We start from the raw sequence: 17,257 nt of genomic DNA, 5'->3' as shown, positions 1-17,257 counted from the left end.
AATAAGTTGAATGAAATCGTTACAGATTAACCATCTTCAAGTGTGTTACGCACAGCAAACCATTTTGCAGGATCTGAATTTGCAGATTCAAGATGATGATATTCTTTGTTTGCTGGGTGCCAGCGGTTGTGGCAAAACCACCTTGTTGAAAGCCATTGCCGGCTTGGTGCCGCTGACACAGGGCAAGATTGTGCTCAATCAACGGGATTTGTCGCAAGTTCCGGTAGAACAGCGTAAAATTGGTATGATTTTTCAAGATTATGCATTATTTCCCCATTTAACGGTAGCACAAAATATTGCGTTTGGCCTGGGTAAAACGCCTAAAACAGCGCAAGCTGAGATTGTGGCGGAAATGGCGGCGTTGGTACAACTTTCTGCATTTTTACAACGTTATCCGCACGAACTTTCCGGTGGGCAGCAGCAGCGCGTGGCAATCGCGCGTTCGTTGGCGTGCAAACCGGATCTATTGTTGTTAGACGAACCGTTTTCCAATATCGACAGCCAAGTGCGCTATCAATTGATTGAAGAGATGAAAGGGATTTTAAAACAACAAAAAGTCTCAGCGGTGTTTGTGACCCATAGCAAAGAAGAGGCGTTTGTATTTGCGGATAAACTGGCGCTGATGGAGCAGGGAAAAATAGTGCAGTTTGGTGAGCCGGTTGAGCTGTATCAGCGCCCACATAGTCGCTTCGTTGCGGATTTTCTCGGCAGTGGTAGCTATTTGCCTTGCCGCTTGTCTGATCCACAAACGCTGGAGTCTGAGTTGGGGCAATTGCGTGGGCAAAGTGCACTAACCTTGGCAAACGGGCAACCGATTGATCGGCTTAAACCGCTCTTTTGTCTGTTGCGCCCACAAATGCTACAACTCACCACTGCGGGCAAGCCGAATGCAACCATTATTGGACGGCACTTTTTGGGGCATACGTTTGAATATCAACTGAAAGTCGGCGAACAGCAATTGTCTGTCTATGCACAGGATAATTTAGCGATTGGAAGACAAGTGCGGTTAGTAGCACAATCGGATTTGATCAATCTATTTCACTAGCATGAACCGAGTCTGAAAACGCTTAGTCTCAATGACAACTGACATGACAATTAATTAGTTTATTAAAAAATTTGACTTAGCTTTACCTGATCAGGTTTAAGTGATAGGCTTAACACCGGATTAACATAATGTGACGTAAGTCACATTTACTAAATGTTTTGATTGTTGTGAGATGGTTTTTTGAGTAGTTATCTTAAATCTGCTAAACAGTTAGTGGCGGCATTGGACAAGACGCGTTATCAGAAATCCTTGGTAGGCACCTCGGATGAGTTTCAGCATGTCTTTCAATTACTCACCTTGTTGCTAAATACCAACCATTCGTTATTACCTGGGTTTGTCAATGAGGCGCCGGCTGGCATTGCAGATTTCAAACCGACACGTTATCAGCTTAAATACCTGAAACAAATTTTTGTCGCTGACGATTTTACGCAATTTTCAGCGTCAATCATACAATCGACGGAAACCCCACTCATTCGTGGCGTGTATGCGATGGGTAGTACTGGCTCGATCACACAAAACAGTCAGTCTGATCTGGATATTTGGGTCTGCCACCAACCGCACTTGACGCTTGTTCAGCGTAATAAACTGCTACAAAAAACCTTGCTGATTCAAAAATGGGCAAATTCGCTAAATATTGAAGTCAATTTTTATCTGCTGGATGAAAATCATTTCCGTAATATCACCTATTCCGAAACACTGAGCACCGAACATTGCGGCAGCAGTCAGTATATGTTGTTGTTAGACGAATTCTACCGCTCGGCAATCCGCTTGGCGGGCAAACCGTTACTGTGGCTGCATATGCCGGTCAACCATGAAGAGCATTATGACACCTTAGTCGAAAAATGGGTACAAGAAGGCAAAATCAAACCGCATGATTGGGTTGATTTTGGCGGCTTAGGAATGTTGTCCGCGAATGAATATTTTGGTGCCACGTTGTGGCATCTGTTCAAAGCGGTGGACTCACCGTATAAATCGGTGATTAAGGTGCTGTTGTTAGAAGCGCTGATGGCGGAATATCCGACGCCGCAACTGATTTCGAAACAGTTTAAACAGCAATTATTATCAGCGACAGCGGTTGACCACCACTTTGATCCTTACCTGGCGATGTTGCAGCAAGTCAGCAGTTATCTTTTGCGCATCAATGATCTGCATCGACTGGATTTAGTGCGCCGCTGTTTCTATATTAAAGCCAATCGTGATTTTGCCGGCGTACAGAATTCGGATAACTGGCGCTATCAGCAGTTGCAGCAGTTGATTGCCAGTTGGGGTTGGTTGCCGCAGGATATTCAATCCTTAAATGAGCATGCGGGTTGGAAAATTAAGCAGGTCAAAGCGTTTTATCAAAGTTTAGTCGGCATTCTGATGCAAGGCTACCGCAACCTGATTATCTTTGCTCGCAAACAAAAAATTTCAGCGGATTTGATGCCGGAAGATATCAGCATTCTGACACGCAAACTGTACACCGCATTTGAAGTGCTGCCGGAGAAAGTTACGCTATTTAATCGCGAAATTGCCGACAACATCACCGAGAAAGAGCTGATGTTTGTCGAAGTTCGTCATTCAAGTGCGGTTAAAGAAGGCTGGTATCTGATCAATTGCTGTTTGCAGCGAGTCTCCAGTTCAAATGAGCGTTATGTGGAATATGCCGAAAATCTTAGCCAATTGGTAGCTTGGGCCTATTTTAACGGCTTGCTCGGAGCTAAAACCCATCTGTATATTCGCAGCCAAACCATCGGGTTGGGTAAGATTCAGCAATTTGTCACCGATTTGCGCTTGTCACTCGCACAGCAAACCGCTCCCCCAAGTAATGAGGATCTCAGCCATCCGTGTGAATTGCGTGACTTGTTTGTTGCCGTCAATCTTAGTCATGATCCAACCGAAGCCATTGACGGCAACCAACGACGCAGTGTGTCGTCTAACGATTTGTTCAACTTCGGGCCAAAGCAACAGAGCTTGGTTGGCAGTATCGATTTGATCTATCGCAATCGTTGGAATGAGATCCGCACGTTACATTTTGCCGGCGAACATGCTATTTTAAATTGTTTGAAAGTGCTGGCACATAAAATCCATCGTGGAGCTAATCCGTTGGAGTCGGTACAGGTCTTCTGTTACAGCAAACGCTATCGTGCTGAAATGCTGACCGTAACCGAGAAGTTGATCAAAAAATGTATTAATACTCAAGTCGGTGTGATTTTAAATAAACGTTCGGTCAACCGATTGCAGGTGGGTGGCAAGGTTTGGAATTTCTCCTATGAAAGCCGTGATTTGAAAATTGAAGAAGGTGGTAGTGTGCGCTGCGAAACAGCGAATAACCATGATCTTGAATCCGTTCGCAATACAGATACGCAAGTGAAACATCATAAATACCATTTTCCACTGGAAATCGGCGAATTCGCCAGTGAAGGGTTTTTGCAATTTTTCTTTGAAGACAATAGTAACGGTAGCTTTAATGTTTATATTTTGGACGAATATAACAATCCGGAAGTGTACTACCATTGCCACGATGAGAAGCAGAATAAGATCAAAGAAATTAATAAAATGTATACCATGAGCCGTTTTGGCGGTGAAGATGGTTTTGAAGGCTACAGTTTTAACTATCCGCAATTCTACCAATTGATCACGACCAACAATGGTGAAAACAAAGTTGTGCCGTTCCACAGCCAGCAACATTTGCAATATTATGATCCAAGATAGCGTTAATTTGCTGAAAAAACGCTATAATAAAAGCCATTTTATTGGCTAGTGGGGAATTTATGTCGCAATCATACCGTATTCTTATCATCGATGATCATCCGTTAATGCGACGTGGGATCAGACAGCTGCTTGAATTAGAACCTGATTTTCAAGTGATTGGCGAAGCCAGTAATGGGCAGGAAGGTATTCGTTTGGCGCAACAACAAGAGCCGGATGTGATCATTTTGGATCTCAACATGAAAGGCTTGACCGGTTTGGAAACTTTGCAGCAGCTACGGCAAAAAGGGGTAACAGCCCATATCGGGATTTTGACGGTATCCGATGCTAAGGCTGATATTTTTGCGTTGGTTGATGCCGGTGCAGACGCTTATTTATTGAAAGACAGTGAACCCGATCTGCTGTTGCAACAGATTAAACAATTGGCGCATGGCGAAATTGTTTATAGTCCTGAGATTCAATACCAATTACAGCAACGCAAAATCTCTCCTGAACCACTGCTTTCGCTAACCGAACGTGAAAGTGCGGTGTTGGAGCGGGTTGCCAAAGGCATGTCGAATAAGCAGATCGCCGAGATGCTGTTTATTTCGGAAGAGACTGTCAAAGTGCATATCCGTAATATGCTGCGCAAATTGAATGTCAACTCGCGCGTGGCGGCAACGGTGCTGTATTTGCAATATAAAGGTGTGTGACTACGCCCTGAGTTAAGCTTGAATAGAGATTGGATTTATGACGGATTTGATATTAAGCCCAACGGTTATCAGCGGCTACCAAGGGCTGATTTTCGATATGGACGGCACGCTGATCGATACCATGCCGGCGCATGAACAGGCTTGGGTCGAAACCGGTGAATATTTTGGCTATCCATTAAATGGCGAGCTGATGTACCAACTGAGCGGGGCAACCACTTACATTATTGCCGAAGCGATTATGCGCGATGGCGGCATGCCGCTGCACCTGCTGGAACAGGTGGTGCAGAAAAAACGTGAGTTGGGGGTGCAGCGAGTGTTGCAAAGTGCGGTATTGCTGCCGGCTTTTGAAATTGTGCGCTATTTTAACGGAAAAATTCCAATGGCGTTGGGCACGGGTGCGCACCGCTCAATGACTGAGATTTTAATCGAAAAATTTGAGTTGGCAGGTTATTTCTCCGCAGTAGTCACCTCTGATGATGTGACCAATCATAAACCCGCAGCAGATACTTTTTTGCGTTGTGCCGAGTTGCTTGGGGTGGCGCCATGCGATTGTCTGGTGTTTGAAGACGGCGATTTTGGGATTACGGCAAGTCATGTTGGCGGTATGGACGTGTTTGATGTGCGCGACAACCGCTTATTAAAAGCTGAGCGATGAGCGACGCTTTGTCTGGTGAATGGCTGAATTGGTTGCCGGATTGGGTGGTGCAAAGCCAGTTGCTGCTGATGTTTGTCAGCGCTTTTTTAAGTGCGACCTTGCTGCCCGGCAATTCGGAAGTAATTTTTAGCGGTTTGCTGTTATTAAACCGTTTTTCTTTTGAAAACAATGCATTCACGATCTTTAATTTATGGTGGGTTGCCACCGTCGGCAATAGCCTCGGTAGTATGACCAGTTATGCAATCGGGCGCATGGTCAGCATGCCGGAATGGCAGCATTTAAATCGGCGACAGCAGCAAGGGCTGCAACTGCTTGCTCGCTACGGCAGCGTTGCATTATTGTTCAGTTGGCTGCCGATTATTGGCGATTTGTTGTGTGTGGCAAGTGGTTGGCTACGTTTACACTGGCTGCCTAGTTTGATTTTTATTACATTAGGAAAAGGGCTGCGTTATTTTTTACTGATCGCACTGAGCCAGTTTTAATCTTACTGAGACGAGGAAAGCACCGTGTTACCAAAACTGGATACCGCACTTTTATGGTTAAAACAGCACCCACAGGCTGTACAGCACTTCAAACGTGGTTTGGAACGGGAAACATTACGTTTTCTGCCGGATAAACATTTGGCATTGACACCGCATCCTACACAGTTAGGTTCGGCATTATGCCATCCGTGGATCACCACCGATTTTGCCGAAAGCCTGATGGAATTTGTTACGCCAGTACGTGAAAAAGCCGGTGAGCTGACCGATTTTTTATGGGATCTGCACCGTTTCAGCCTGCAACACATGGGCAAAGAGCGGTTTTGGCCGATGAGCATGCCGTGTTTTATCAATGATGAAAGCGACATTGTGTTGGCGCAGTACGGCAGCTCGAATTTGGCGCAATATAAAACCTTGTATCGCGAAGGCTTGAGAAATCGCTATGGCGCATTGATGCAGACTATTGCGGGGATTCATTATAATTTTTCGTTTGACCAACAGTATTGGCAGCGCCGCTTCCCCGAACTGACCGAAGCGGAGCAACAAGATCAGTTGTCAGCACGCTATTTCAACCTGATCCGCAACTACCTACGCTATGGTTGGGTGATTCCGTACCTGTTCGGAGCCTCACCGGCGATTTGCAGCTGTTTTTTGCAAGGACGCCAAACCAAGATTCCGTTTGAACGGTCTACGCATGGCTTTTTGTATCTGCCGTATGCAACCTCATTGCGTTTGAGTGATTTGGGTTACACCACCGATACACAATCGAATCTGGGTATTAATTATAACCAATTGAGCCAATATACCACCTCGTTGCGTGCCGCCACTCGCCGCCCGGAACCGCAATTTCAAGCCATTGACCAAGCGATCGACCAAGCGGCTTGGCAATCAGGTAAACAGCAGGCTAAAACATATCGCCAACTGAACGCTAATGTGTTGCAAAGCGAAGCTGAGTTTTATGCTCAAATCCGTCCGAAGCGGGTCACCTTGCCGGGAGAAAGAGCGGTCGCTGCGTTGGAGCGCGCCGGAATTCAATATGTCGAAGTGCGGTCACTGGACGTCAATCCGTATTCTGCCGTCGGTATCAGCGAACAGCAAATCTATTTTCTGGATCTATTCATGTTGTGGTGTGAATTGGCTGAGGCGCCACCGTTGGGCGACAGTGAACAGCAGTGTTGCCGCAAAAACTGGAATAAAGTTATTTTGGCAGGGCGTAAACCGCAGCAGACGATCGGTGTCGGCTGTGATGAGAATGAATATTCACTGCAAGCGATGGGCGAAGCGATTTTTGACGATCTGCTGCAATTGGCAGCGGTGGTCGATTGTGTCGGGCAGGAACAGGGATATGTCCAAATTTGTCGCGAGTTGCGCCAAGCGTTTGCCGACCCAGATTTAACCTTATCGGCAAAAGTATTAGCTGATTGCCAGCAGCTGGGCATCGGTGCTTTCGCTGAGCAGCAAGCCGAAAAATTCAAACAGGCGTTTTTATCACAGCCTTACCGCACGCTCAGTGAAGCACAACTTCAACAAGCCGCGCAAGATTCAGTATTGCAGCAACAGGCGATTGAACAAGCCGATGAAGTCAGTTTTGAGCAGTATTTAGCGTTACAAAATCAGGCGTAGCGTACTTATAAACAAAGATCAACAGACCCTAGAATTTTGCCATAAAAAAAGCGCTCTACGAGAGAGCGCGAAATAACCTAAGGAACCAACTTAATTATTAGAAAACAACTGCAAGTTGCTTGTATAATAAGACCAAACAGCCGATAGAAAGTTCAAATTATTTTTTAGATTTTTAGCATTGAGGAGAAATTATGCCGTTGCTCGATAGTTTTACCGTTGATCACACCAAAATGAAGGCGCCGGCGGTGCGTGTCGCCAAAAATATGCGCACCCCGAAAGGCGATGATATCACGGTGTTTGATCTGCGTTTTTGCCGCCCGAACCTTGAAAGTATGCCGATGACCGGGGTGCATACGTTGGAGCATCTGTTTGCCGGATTTATGCGTGACCATTTGAACAGTGAACAGGTGGAAATTATTGACATTTCGCCGATGGGTTGCCGCACCGGTTTTTACATGAGTTTGATCGGTACACCAAGTGAGCAGCAAGTTGCCGAAGCATGGAAAAAATCGATGCAAGATGTGTTGAAGGTGGCTGATCAAAAGGATATTCCTGAACTCAATGAATATCAATGTGGCACTTATACCGATCACTCATTGCCGCAAGCGCAGGAGATCGCCCGCCGTGTGTTGGCAGCCACTATTGGCGTTAATCACAATGCCGATTTGGCACTTGATCCGAAGTTACTGCAACCTTAATCGTCTATAAACCGAGTCGCAGCACTCGGTTTTTTTCTATATCAGCTAACAAGGAAAAAACTATGACTACAATCGGAACAGCGTTAACGCCTGTAGCCACCAAAGTGATGATGTTAGGCGCCGGCGAATTGGGTAAGGAAGTCGTGATTGAATTGCAACGCCTAGGGGTGGAGGTGATTGCGGTCGATCGTTATCAAAATGCACCGGCACAACAGGTCGCGCACCGTGCTTACACGATCTCGATGTTGGACGGTGCTGCGCTGAAGGCCTTGGTAGAAAAAGAACAACCGGATTATATCGTACCGGAAGTGGAGGCGATTGCCACAGACATGCTGCTGGCGCTGGAACAGCAAGGCTTTAATGTGATTCCGACCGCACAAGCGACCCGTTTGACCATGAACCGTGAAGGCATTCGCCGCCTTGCGGCAGAAGAACTCGGCATCCCGACCTCGAATTACCGTTTTGTAGACAATTTTGCCGCATTGCAAAGTGCGGTGGCAGAAATTGGCTTGCCTTGCGTGATTAAGCCGATTATGAGCTCCTCCGGGCATGGACAAAGTGTGATCAAATCCGAGCAGCAGCTTGAAGCCGCGTGGCAATATGCACAGCAAGGCGGACGAGCCGGCGGCGGCCGGGTGATTGTGGAAGGTTTTGTCAAATTCGATTATGAAATCACCTTGCTGACGGTGCGGCATATCGGCGGCACAACTTTCCTGCCGCCGATAGGACACACACAAATTGACGGTGATTACCGTGAATCGTGGCAGCCGCAGGCGATGTCAGCGACCGCACTTGAAAAAGCACAACACATAGCCGGCAAAATCACGGCGGGCTTGGGTGGCCGGGGTATTTTTGGGGTGGAGTTGTTTGTGTGTGGCGATAATGTGATCTTCAATGAAGTCTCGCCACGCCCACATGATACCGGCATGGTCACCTTGATTTCACAAGAACTCTCTGAATTCGCCCTGCATGCTCGTGCGATTCTCGGCTTACCGATTCCACCGATCAATCTGATCAGCCCGTCAGCTTCAAAGGCAATCGTGGTCGAAGGACAATCCAAGCAAGTGCGGTTTGGCAATTTAGAACAAGTGCTGGCGCAACCTAACACTAATTTACGTCTGTTCGGCAAAGGCGAAGTTAATGGTCACCGCCGTTTGGGCGTGATTTTAGCTCGCGATGAAAGCGTGGAAACGGCACTGGCAAAAGTCAGAACGGCATATAATAAGTTGGTGGTTCAGTTGTAAGGTGGTTGGTGTTACACAGAAAGTGCGGCTTGGCTGAGGCTGATACCGCACTTTTGTGTTTTCTGGTAGTGAGTTGTAGCTAATTAGTGGGTGGCTTTGCGCTTAAACACAGAACTGACGCTAGCCACGACAAGCAGTACCACCGCACCGCAAACCACACCGATAATCAAGCTGGCGAGGTTAAACGCCCAGCCCTCGAGCCAATTCATCTGCTCTAGCCAGTAGTGCAGAATGCCGAGATTGTGGGCGATGATGCCGCCGCCGACCAAGAACATGGCGAGCGTGCCGACCACGCTGAGCAAGCGCATAAAGTGCGGCATCACAAAAATAATGCCTCTGCCGAGGGCTTGGCTGACCGCACTTTGCTTGCGCATTAACCAAAATCCTAAGTCGTCCAGTTTGACGATGCCGCCGACCAAGCCATAAACCAGCACGGTCATGCCCAATGCGATTGCTGACAAGACCAATGTTTGCGTCAGAAGATTGTAGTCACTGACCATACCCAGCGCAATGGTGACGATTTCTGCCGACAGGATAAAATCGGTGCGAATTGCACCTTTGATTTTGGCTTGCTCCTCTTGCGGCGACAGTTCTGCCGTGACCGCACTTTCTGCTGCGTTGTCTGGTTTATGCAGCAGTTTGTGGAAAATCTTTTCTACGCCTTCAAAACAGAGATAGGCGCCGCCAATCATCAATAAATACGGAATCGCCACTGGAAAAAAGGATGAAATCAGTAAGGCAAGCGGCACCAAAATCACTTTATTCCAAAACGAGCCTTTCGCCACCGCCCACACCACCGGCAGCTCGCGCTCGGCACGCACACCAGCGACTTGGTTGGCATTCAGCGCCAGATCATCACCGACCACACCGGCGGTTTTCTTGGCAGCAACTTTGGTCATCAGCGCCACATCGTCTAATACGGCGGTGATATCATCTAATAGGGTAAACAGTGAAGCAAATGCCATGATCGTCTCTTTTGGTTGTAAACAGGTGTAAAAATCGAATGCACTATAGCAAACCATATTGAGAAAGCAATAAAGAAATTTTTAGGCTGTGCTACGATTTATAGCGGTGAGGAAGAAGATGAATTTTACACTACTTGATGGCGGCATGGGGGGAGTTGTTGCGCATCGGCGCACCGTTTCAGCAGACTCTAGGCTTACACACGCGATTGGTAATAAAAAACCCCAGCCGTTAGCTGAGGTTTTGTGGTGGTTTGAAAAATATTATACCAATTTATCTTCATTCGGTTTAATTGCGGCATACAGGAAGCCGGTGAGGGCGGTACCTGCGATAATCGCCACTAAATATAACAATACCGGTTGAATAGCACCCGGGATTGCCAGCACAAAGATACCGCCGTGTGGTGCCATCAATTTTGCGCCGAACAACATCGAAAGTGCGCCGGCTAAGGCACCGCCAGCCATGCAGCTTGGGATCACACGCATTGGGTCACGAGCGGCGAATGGGATTGCCCCTTCGGAGATAAAGCACAGTCCCAACACGAATGACGCTTTTCCGCCTTCACGTTCGCTGGCATTGAATTTTTTGCGTGCCAGGAAAGTGGCTAAGCCCATACCCAGTGCCGGCACCATGCCTGCCGCCATCACCGCTGCCATTGGCAAATAGGAGGAGGATGCTAACAGGCCAACGCCAAAGGTATAAGCCGCTTTGTTGACCGGACCGCCCATGTCAAAGCACATCATAGCGCCTAGGATAATTCCCAACAGAATCGCACTGCCGGATTGCATGCCGGTTAAAAATTCGGTCATGCTACGCATGATCCAAGCGACTGGTTCGCCGACGATATAAATCATCACCAAGCCGACAACCAAAGTGGCGATAAACGGAATGATTAAAATCGGTTTTAACGCATTCATGGTGGGTGGCAACTTAACATGATCAGCAATCGCTTTGGCGACATAACCGGCAAGGAAACCGGAGATAATCCCGCCGAGGAAACCGGCACCAATCGAACTGGCGAGCATTCCGCCGACCAAACCCGGTGTTAAGCCTGGACGGTCAGCTATCGAGTAGGCGATATACCCAGATAGCACCGGAATCATCAAACCGAAAGCACTGCCGCCACCAATTTTCATCAGCGCAGCCGCTAATGTACCCTCTTCTTTAAAGGCTTCTATTCCGAACACAAATGACAGGGCAATGATTAATCCGCCAGCAACTACCACTGGCAGCATATGCGATACCCCGGTCATTAAGTGGCTGTACACGCCTTTTTTCTCGGCTTTAGCTTCTTGTTTAACCGCACTTGCGGCAGTTGCCGTGAAGATTTTGGCTTCATTAAAGGCTTTGTCGAACTCTTGTGCGGTTTTTTTCAGGGCTAAACCTGTGGACGTGCGGTACATCAATTTGCCGTCGAATTTGCTTAAATCCACGTCGATGTCTGCTGCCACGAACACCAAATCAGCCGCAGCAACTTCTTCGGCACTGATTGGATTGCCGGCGCCGACTTGACCACGGGTTTCCACTTTCACATTCCAACCTTGTTGCTTAGCGTAGGCTTCGATCGCTTCTGCCGACATAAACGTGTGGGCAACGCCGGTTGGGCAAGCGGTGACAGCAACGATATTTTTGACAGTATTGGTGGATACGTTGATCGCACTGGTGCTTGGTGCAACATAATCGCTTGCCTTGGTGAGTGCAGCGGCAACGGTGCTTTCCGGTGCGGCAAAGGCGCTGTTCAAGTTTGCCAAATACACTTTTTTACCGACCAGTTGTGGATCGTTCGGTAAATTATCGCCCAATACCAGCGCAATATCGGCATCGGCGGCACGTTCAACCACCTTGTGTCCGGCATTTGTGGCGGCGGTAGCGAATACTTGGCGCACCAAAAAGGTTTTCGCTTTGCCTAAAGCGGCATCTTCTACCAGTAGAATGTTCATGTGATTATCCTTCTATTACGTTAATTTGAACTTGTTGCAAAATGTCATCAACTAAAGTGCGGTCGCTGATGCCGACGTTACTTTGTGAAACGGCAAAGGCGGAAACGGCACTGGCAAAAGCCAATGTTTGTGCTTGCTGCCAGCCTTGGCTGATGCCATAAATCAAACCGGCGACCATTGAATCACCTGCGCCGACGGTGCTGACCACGTTTTCGCATTTTGGCGGGCGTGCCTGCACCACTGCTTGATCGCTGAGCCACACTGAACCTTCAGCGCCCATCGAAATAATCACATTGGCGATGCCTTGTGCTTTCAATTGTTTGGCGGCGGCGATAATTTGTTCCAAGCTGTGCAGCGGTTTGCCGATCCAGGCTTCTAATTCGCGATGATTCGGCTTCACCAACCACGGGTTGGCTTTTAGTCCGGCGGTTAAGGCGGCGTGGCTGCTGTCCAACACCACTTTCACACCTTGTTGTCCCAATTGGCTTAACCATGCGGTAAACTGTTCCGGGTTGACGCCACGTGGCAGGCTGCCGCAAACGGCAATAACATCAAAATCTTGGCTCCAATTTAACGAGTCTGCGACGAATTTTTCCCAGCTGGCATCATCAATTTGGTAGCCCAAAAAATTCAGGTCGGTGACATCAGCCTCTGTTTCAGTGATTTTTACGTTGATACGCGTCTTACCGGGAACACGCTGGAATTTATCGTCCAGTTTCAACGCCTGAAACATACGGCTGAAGTCACCTTGATTCTCTTCCCCAAGAAAACCGCTGACGGCTACCGCAACATCCAAGTCGTGCAACACTTTTGCTACGTTGATGCCCTTGCCTGCCGGAAAAAGCCCCAGAGTTTCCACAGTGTTGACTTCGCCCAGTTCGATGCGTTTTAAACGCCCGACCAAATCGTAAGCGGTATTTAGGGTAATCGTTGCAATCTTTGCCATGACTATTCCCCCAAACCCGACGCAATAGCGGCGCCGATAGCGTCAATTGCTTGTTGCGCATCTTCGCCTTTGGCGACAAAGCGTAGTTGGTGCCCTTTCAACGCGCCGAGCGCCACCACTTTCATCATACTTTTGGCGCTGACCGCTGCAGATTGACGATCCAGATTTTCAACGGTGATCGCTGACTGGAATTTTTTCGCCTCTTGCACCAACAGGGCGCAAGGACGGGCGTGCAAGCCGTGTTCGTTTTTCAGGCTGAAGGTGCCCTCAATTTGTCCGTCACTATTTACTGCGCCTGTGGCAGAGGGGGCGCTTGCTGCTGCAACCGCACTTGTCACCTCTTCAATGCTGTCAGGCTCTTTCGGCGTAATGCCGGCGCCTTCGCCCAAACCGTCGGCAATCGCTTTGCCAATGGCTTCGATCGCGGCTTTGGCATCATCACCTTCAGCGGTGAAACGTAAACGGTGACCGGCGACGACGCCCAGTGCCACCAATTTCATCAAACTTTTGGCATTCACGGCAGTGGTCGGGCGATCCAAATTCTCAACCGTGACTTTTGCGGCAAAAGGTTTCACGGTGCTGACTAACAATGCACCCGGACGAGCGTGTAAACCGTGTTCGTTACGCACGGTGAAAGTGCCGATAACTTGCTGCACCGCACTTGTTGTGGTTTGTGTGTTATCGGCTTTGACCGATTTTCCGCTCAGCAAGGCGATGATTTGCTCGGCGCTGCTTGCTTGTAAAAGTGCGGTTTGCGTTTCGGCAGTTAATAGGCGTGCCAAAACTGAATTTAGTTGATCATCAACTGCGGCAACGGTCATGACGGCTTGCACCGCTTCGCCATTGGCGTTATAGAACGGTTGTTTGGCACGGCTGAACGCCACGGCGTTAAATTGATTGCCTTGCGCATTGTCATTCAACACAATGCCGTTACCGATTGCCAATCCTTGATCGGCAATCACTTGACTGACAAAGCGCGCGTCAACCGCACTTTTGGCTTCTAGTTTGCCGGCATTGATGGCGGTTAAGGTGAGGGCACTGTTGGTCTCGACATCAAGCGTGATAAAATCCGGCTGCAATGCTGGCTCTTTTTTCTCGCCCATTAAAATCGCACGAAACTCAGCTTTGTCTTGCAGCGTCACCAACGAAGCGGCGGTGTCGTCGTCGCCCAACACATGGGTCAATTGGCGCAACAAGGCTAGATGCTCGTCAGAGCGGGCAGCAATCCCGATCACGATATAAGCGATATTACCTTCGCCCCATTCAATTCCATTCGGAAATTGAAAAATCTGTACCCCGGTTTTTTTGACCAGATCACGGGTTTCCAAGGTGCCGTGTGGAATCGCAATGCCGTTGCCTAAAAAGGTTGACGTTTGCTGTTCGCGTGCCAGCATTCCTTGAAGATAGCCTGCTGCGACATAGCCGTCTTGTGCCAAGGCATTGGCTGCCATTTCGATGGCTTGTTGTTTATTATCGGCGGTTGCTGATAAATGAATGTTATGTTCCGGTAAGTTAAACATTCAATGCTCCTGTTGTAGATAGTTTAAGAAAAAGAAAATTTTCTCTTCCAACGGTTACCAATAAAGCAAAAGTATGACACTTATTATTTGATGAAACGTTTCAGCAAAAAGAGAAAAAACTTTGCTGCCCCATTTTTGAACAGTGAAGCAGCAAATATAATCTGTTGGCTATTATTCGCCATTCTGATTTTCAGTTCAAAATAAAAATCACTAAAAAGTGACCTACATCACATTTTGCTGTTATTTTCGGCAGTTTTGTAGAAATTGCTCGGTTCCAGCCGTCAAGTATGGATCGTTTTCTTCACGCACGCGATCACGGCGTAAATCACGCATCGCATCATAAATACCTTGGGTCAGGCTGGGTTTGTTCAGCAATGACCAGCAATTTTGATTTAACCGTGAAAAGTTGTTTTGCAGCTCGCCGGCAAACACAACACCGCTACGAAAGGCATACAAATCACTGTCTTGCAGCTGGTTATACAGCTGATCGCGAATGTTGGCGATGCTGGTTTTGATATCACCACGATACCAAGCCTGCGCGCCGCGAGTGAAATCATCCACTTCATAATTCTCGCCTACAATCCCTTGGAAAGACTGCACCGTGGTTTGATAGGCGATAGCATAGGATTTGGCATCACGCTGCGAATCGGGTAAATCGATTACTGCTTTGTTGCTACAACCGATCAAGAGTAAAATAAAGCTTGTGGATATTAGTTTTTTTAACATTTTCTGCTCCTTGCCGACCGCTCTTGGTCAAAGTGCGGTTATTTTATTATATTTTTAGCGGAAAACCGAATTTCTATGGCTTTCGTCTGCTATTTTCACAGGCATAGCTTGCTATTTAAACCGAAAATAGGTAATTTTCTTCCACTTTTTTAGTTAACATTTTTAGAACATTATGCATATCACAAACGAAAAACAAGATCGCATCAGAAGAACCTCAATTTTCAGTAAAATTATTTTTGCCAGTCGCTGGATTCAGCTGCCGATTTATATCGGGCTGATTGTGGTACAGATGGTGTATGCCTATAAATTTATCAAGTCACTCTGGGAGCTGTTGGTCAATCTTAACCAAATGAATGAAAATATGGTGATGTTGGCGGTATTGAACTTGATTGATGTGGTGATGATCGCCAACTTGTTGATTATGGTGATTGTCGGCGGCTATGAGACCTTTGTTTCACGCCTGAACACCGATGATCACCCCGATCAACCGGAATGGTTGAATCATGTGAATGCTTCGGTGTTGAAAGTGAAGCTGTCGATGGCGATCATCAGCATCTCTTCAATCCATATGTTGCAGACATTTATCAATGTCGGCAATTTGCCGGAAAAACAGATGATGTGGCAATTACTGCTGCATTTGGGCTTTTTGGCATCAGCGTTGGCGATGGCATACACCGATCGTATTTTGTATGGCACAACCCATAAAAACCATTAAGCAAGCTTGAATTAAAGCAAAGTGCGGTTGCGATGACAAATCTGGCTAAAGGCATTATTGCGATGTTGGTTTCAGCACTGGGTTTTACCCTGATGGCGGTGTGCGTCAAATTGGCTGGGGATTTACCGGTGGTGGAGAAGTCGATTTTTCGTAACGCCATTGCCACATTGTTGAGTGGTTATTTGGTGTGGAAAAATCGCACGTTGTTTTTTGGGCAAACGCTTAATCGGCGCAATTTGCTGCTGCGCTCGGTGTTTGGTTTGTTTGGTGTGTTGTTGGGGTTTTATGCTATCGACCACTTGTTGCTGAGCGACGCCGATATGATCAGCAAACTATCTCCATTTTTGCTGATCGGACTGTCGGCGATTTTTTTGCAAGAGCCAATTTCGTTGCGGCAAATAGGATTATGTTTGGTGGCATTTATTGGGGTGCTGCTGATTATCAAACCCGGTTTTAATGCTGAGCAGACCGCACTTTTTCCGGCGCTGATTGCAATTGGCGGTGCAATTTTCGCTGCAGCGGCTTATCTGATGCTGCGGGTATTAGCGCTGAGTCCAAGTCCTGAATCGCCTTATACCATTGTGTTTTTCTTTTCATTTTTTTCAACCATTGTGTTGCTGCCTGCTGTGGTGTGGCAATTTAAGCCGATGTCGCTGGCACAATTGGGCTATTTGTTGCTATCCGGCGTGATGGCAACAGTTGGGCAGTTCGGGATTACTTTGGCGTATCGTTACGCCAGCGCCAAAGAGGTGTCGCTCTATTCGTACGCTTCGGTGATCTTTGCGGCGTTTTTCAGTATGCTGCTGTTTGATCAATATCCGGATCTATTCAGTTGGCTCGGTTATCTGCTGATTTTTCTCAGTGGCTATCTGATGTTTCTGCTGAATAGCAACAAAACTGAGCGTTGAACCGCACTTTTCTTTCTTAAAATTAGCTGTTAACATTCTGTTAAATTTTTTCTTGATAAAGGTATTTTATGACCACCGAAATTGCAACAGTAACTGCACAGCAGGCGTGGCAGCAGGTGCAGGATAATCAGGCGGTATTGCTAGATATTCGCGATCTGAAGAATTTCAGCTACCGTCGTCCGCCGCAAGCGTTTCATCTCACTAATCAAAGTTACGGTGTATTCTTAGATCGCTATGATTATGATTTTCCGATTGTGGTGATGTGTTACCACGGGGTTAGCAGTCTGAATGTCGCCCATTTTTTGATTGAACAAGGCTTCGACCATGTTGCCAGTGTGCAGGGTGGATTTGAAGGTTGGCTGCGTGCCGGCTTGCCTTATGAAAGTGATTTGCAAAGTGAATAAGTGTTAAT

Annotated in this window: 16 protein-coding genes; 11 read left to right on the top strand and 5 right to left on the bottom strand. The window is 47.4% G+C overall.

All coding sequences use genetic code 11. From position 1 onward, the window contains the following. Positions 1–10 precede the first annotated feature (10 nt). From FHQ23_RS00935 to purT, 8 genes are all read left to right on the top strand, one after another. On the top strand, positions 11–1,045 hold the full coding sequence (locus tag FHQ23_RS00935) for an ABC transporter ATP-binding protein (RefSeq protein WP_139612637.1): 1,035 nt from the start codon (positions 11–13) through the stop codon (positions 1,043–1,045). Between the two features lie 180 nt (positions 1,046–1,225). After that, positions 1,226–3,739 (top strand): class I adenylate cyclase, encoded by a 2,514-nt coding sequence (locus FHQ23_RS00930; protein WP_139612636.1) that lies wholly within the window; start codon positions 1,226–1,228, stop codon positions 3,737–3,739. Positions 3,740–3,798: 59 nt separating this feature from the next. Next, entirely contained in the window at positions 3,799–4,428 is a 630-nt protein-coding gene (locus FHQ23_RS00925) for a response regulator (protein WP_139612635.1), read from the top strand. 49 nt (positions 4,429–4,477) lie between these two features. Continuing rightward, entirely contained in the window at positions 4,478–5,083 is a 606-nt protein-coding gene (locus tag FHQ23_RS00920; protein WP_139612658.1) for a beta-phosphoglucomutase family hydrolase, read from the top strand. Next, positions 5,080–5,565: a YqaA family protein gene (locus tag FHQ23_RS00915; RefSeq protein ID WP_139612634.1), complete on the top strand. Its 486-nt coding sequence runs from the start codon at positions 5,080–5,082 to the stop codon at positions 5,563–5,565. Before FHQ23_RS00920 ends, FHQ23_RS00915 begins: the two co-directional genes overlap by 4 nt. 24 nt (positions 5,566–5,589) lie before the next feature. Then, positions 5,590–7,185 carry a glutamate--cysteine ligase gene (gene gshA, locus FHQ23_RS00910; RefSeq protein ID WP_139612633.1) on the top strand — a complete coding sequence of 532 codons (1,596 nt, stop codon included), beginning with the start codon at positions 5,590–5,592 and terminating at the stop codon, positions 7,183–7,185. A gap of 191 nt (positions 7,186–7,376) precedes the next feature. Then, positions 7,377–7,883 carry an S-ribosylhomocysteine lyase gene (gene luxS / locus FHQ23_RS00905; protein ID WP_139612632.1) on the top strand — a complete coding sequence of 169 codons (507 nt, stop codon included), beginning with the start codon at positions 7,377–7,379 and terminating at the stop codon, positions 7,881–7,883. Positions 7,884–7,945: 62 nt separating this feature from the next. Next, positions 7,946–9,127, top strand: a complete 1,182-nt coding sequence (gene purT, locus FHQ23_RS00900; RefSeq protein WP_139612631.1) for a formate-dependent phosphoribosylglycinamide formyltransferase — start codon at positions 7,946–7,948, stop codon at positions 9,125–9,127. Positions 9,128–9,210: 83 nt separating this feature from the next. Here purT and FHQ23_RS00895 read toward each other — a convergent pair whose 3' ends face one another. From FHQ23_RS00895 to FHQ23_RS00875, 5 genes are all read right to left on the bottom strand, one after another. Beyond that, positions 9,211–10,092: a DUF808 domain-containing protein gene (locus FHQ23_RS00895; RefSeq protein ID WP_139612630.1), complete on the bottom strand. Its 882-nt coding sequence runs from the start codon at positions 10,090–10,092 to the stop codon at positions 9,211–9,213. A 261-nt stretch (positions 10,093–10,353) separates the two neighbouring features. After that, entirely contained in the window at positions 10,354–12,030 is a 1,677-nt protein-coding gene (gene fruA, locus FHQ23_RS00890) for a PTS fructose transporter subunit IIBC (protein ID WP_139612629.1), read from the bottom strand. A 4-nt stretch (positions 12,031–12,034) separates the two neighbouring features. Further along, complete coding sequence (gene fruK / locus FHQ23_RS00885) at positions 12,035–12,976, bottom strand: 1-phosphofructokinase (RefSeq protein ID WP_139612628.1); 942 nt, start codon at positions 12,974–12,976, stop codon at positions 12,035–12,037. Between the two features lie 2 nt (positions 12,977–12,978). After that, entirely contained in the window at positions 12,979–14,496 is a 1,518-nt protein-coding gene (fruB, locus tag FHQ23_RS00880; protein ID WP_139612627.1) for a fused PTS fructose transporter subunit IIA/HPr protein, read from the bottom strand. Positions 14,497–14,736: 240 nt separating this feature from the next. Continuing rightward, entirely contained in the window at positions 14,737–15,222 is a 486-nt protein-coding gene (locus tag FHQ23_RS00875) for an HI_0449 family lipoprotein (protein WP_139612626.1), read from the bottom strand. A 172-nt stretch (positions 15,223–15,394) separates the two neighbouring features. Here FHQ23_RS00875 and FHQ23_RS00870 point away from each other — a divergent pair, with 172 nt between their 5' ends. The 3 genes from FHQ23_RS00870 to glpE all read left to right on the top strand — a co-directional run bounded on the left by FHQ23_RS00870 (position 15,395) and on the right by glpE (position 17,249). Next, positions 15,395–15,937, top strand: a complete 543-nt coding sequence (locus FHQ23_RS00870) for a TIGR00645 family protein (protein WP_132968064.1) — start codon at positions 15,395–15,397, stop codon at positions 15,935–15,937. A 32-nt stretch (positions 15,938–15,969) separates the two neighbouring features. Next, entirely contained in the window at positions 15,970–16,845 is an 876-nt protein-coding gene (locus FHQ23_RS00865; protein WP_139612625.1) for a DMT family transporter, read from the top strand. 68 nt (positions 16,846–16,913) lie between these two features. Next, positions 16,914–17,249, top strand: coding sequence for a thiosulfate sulfurtransferase GlpE (gene glpE / locus FHQ23_RS00860; RefSeq protein ID WP_139612624.1), 336 nt, complete (start codon positions 16,914–16,916; stop codon positions 17,247–17,249). Positions 17,250–17,257: the final 8 nt, after the last annotated feature.

It is taken from the genome of Testudinibacter crocodili, assembly GCF_006228025.1.
Lineage (GTDB): Bacteria > Pseudomonadota > Gammaproteobacteria > Enterobacterales > Pasteurellaceae > Chelonobacter.
The sequence above is the reverse complement of the archived record's forward strand: the minus strand, read 5'-3'. Positions and strand labels throughout refer to the sequence as shown.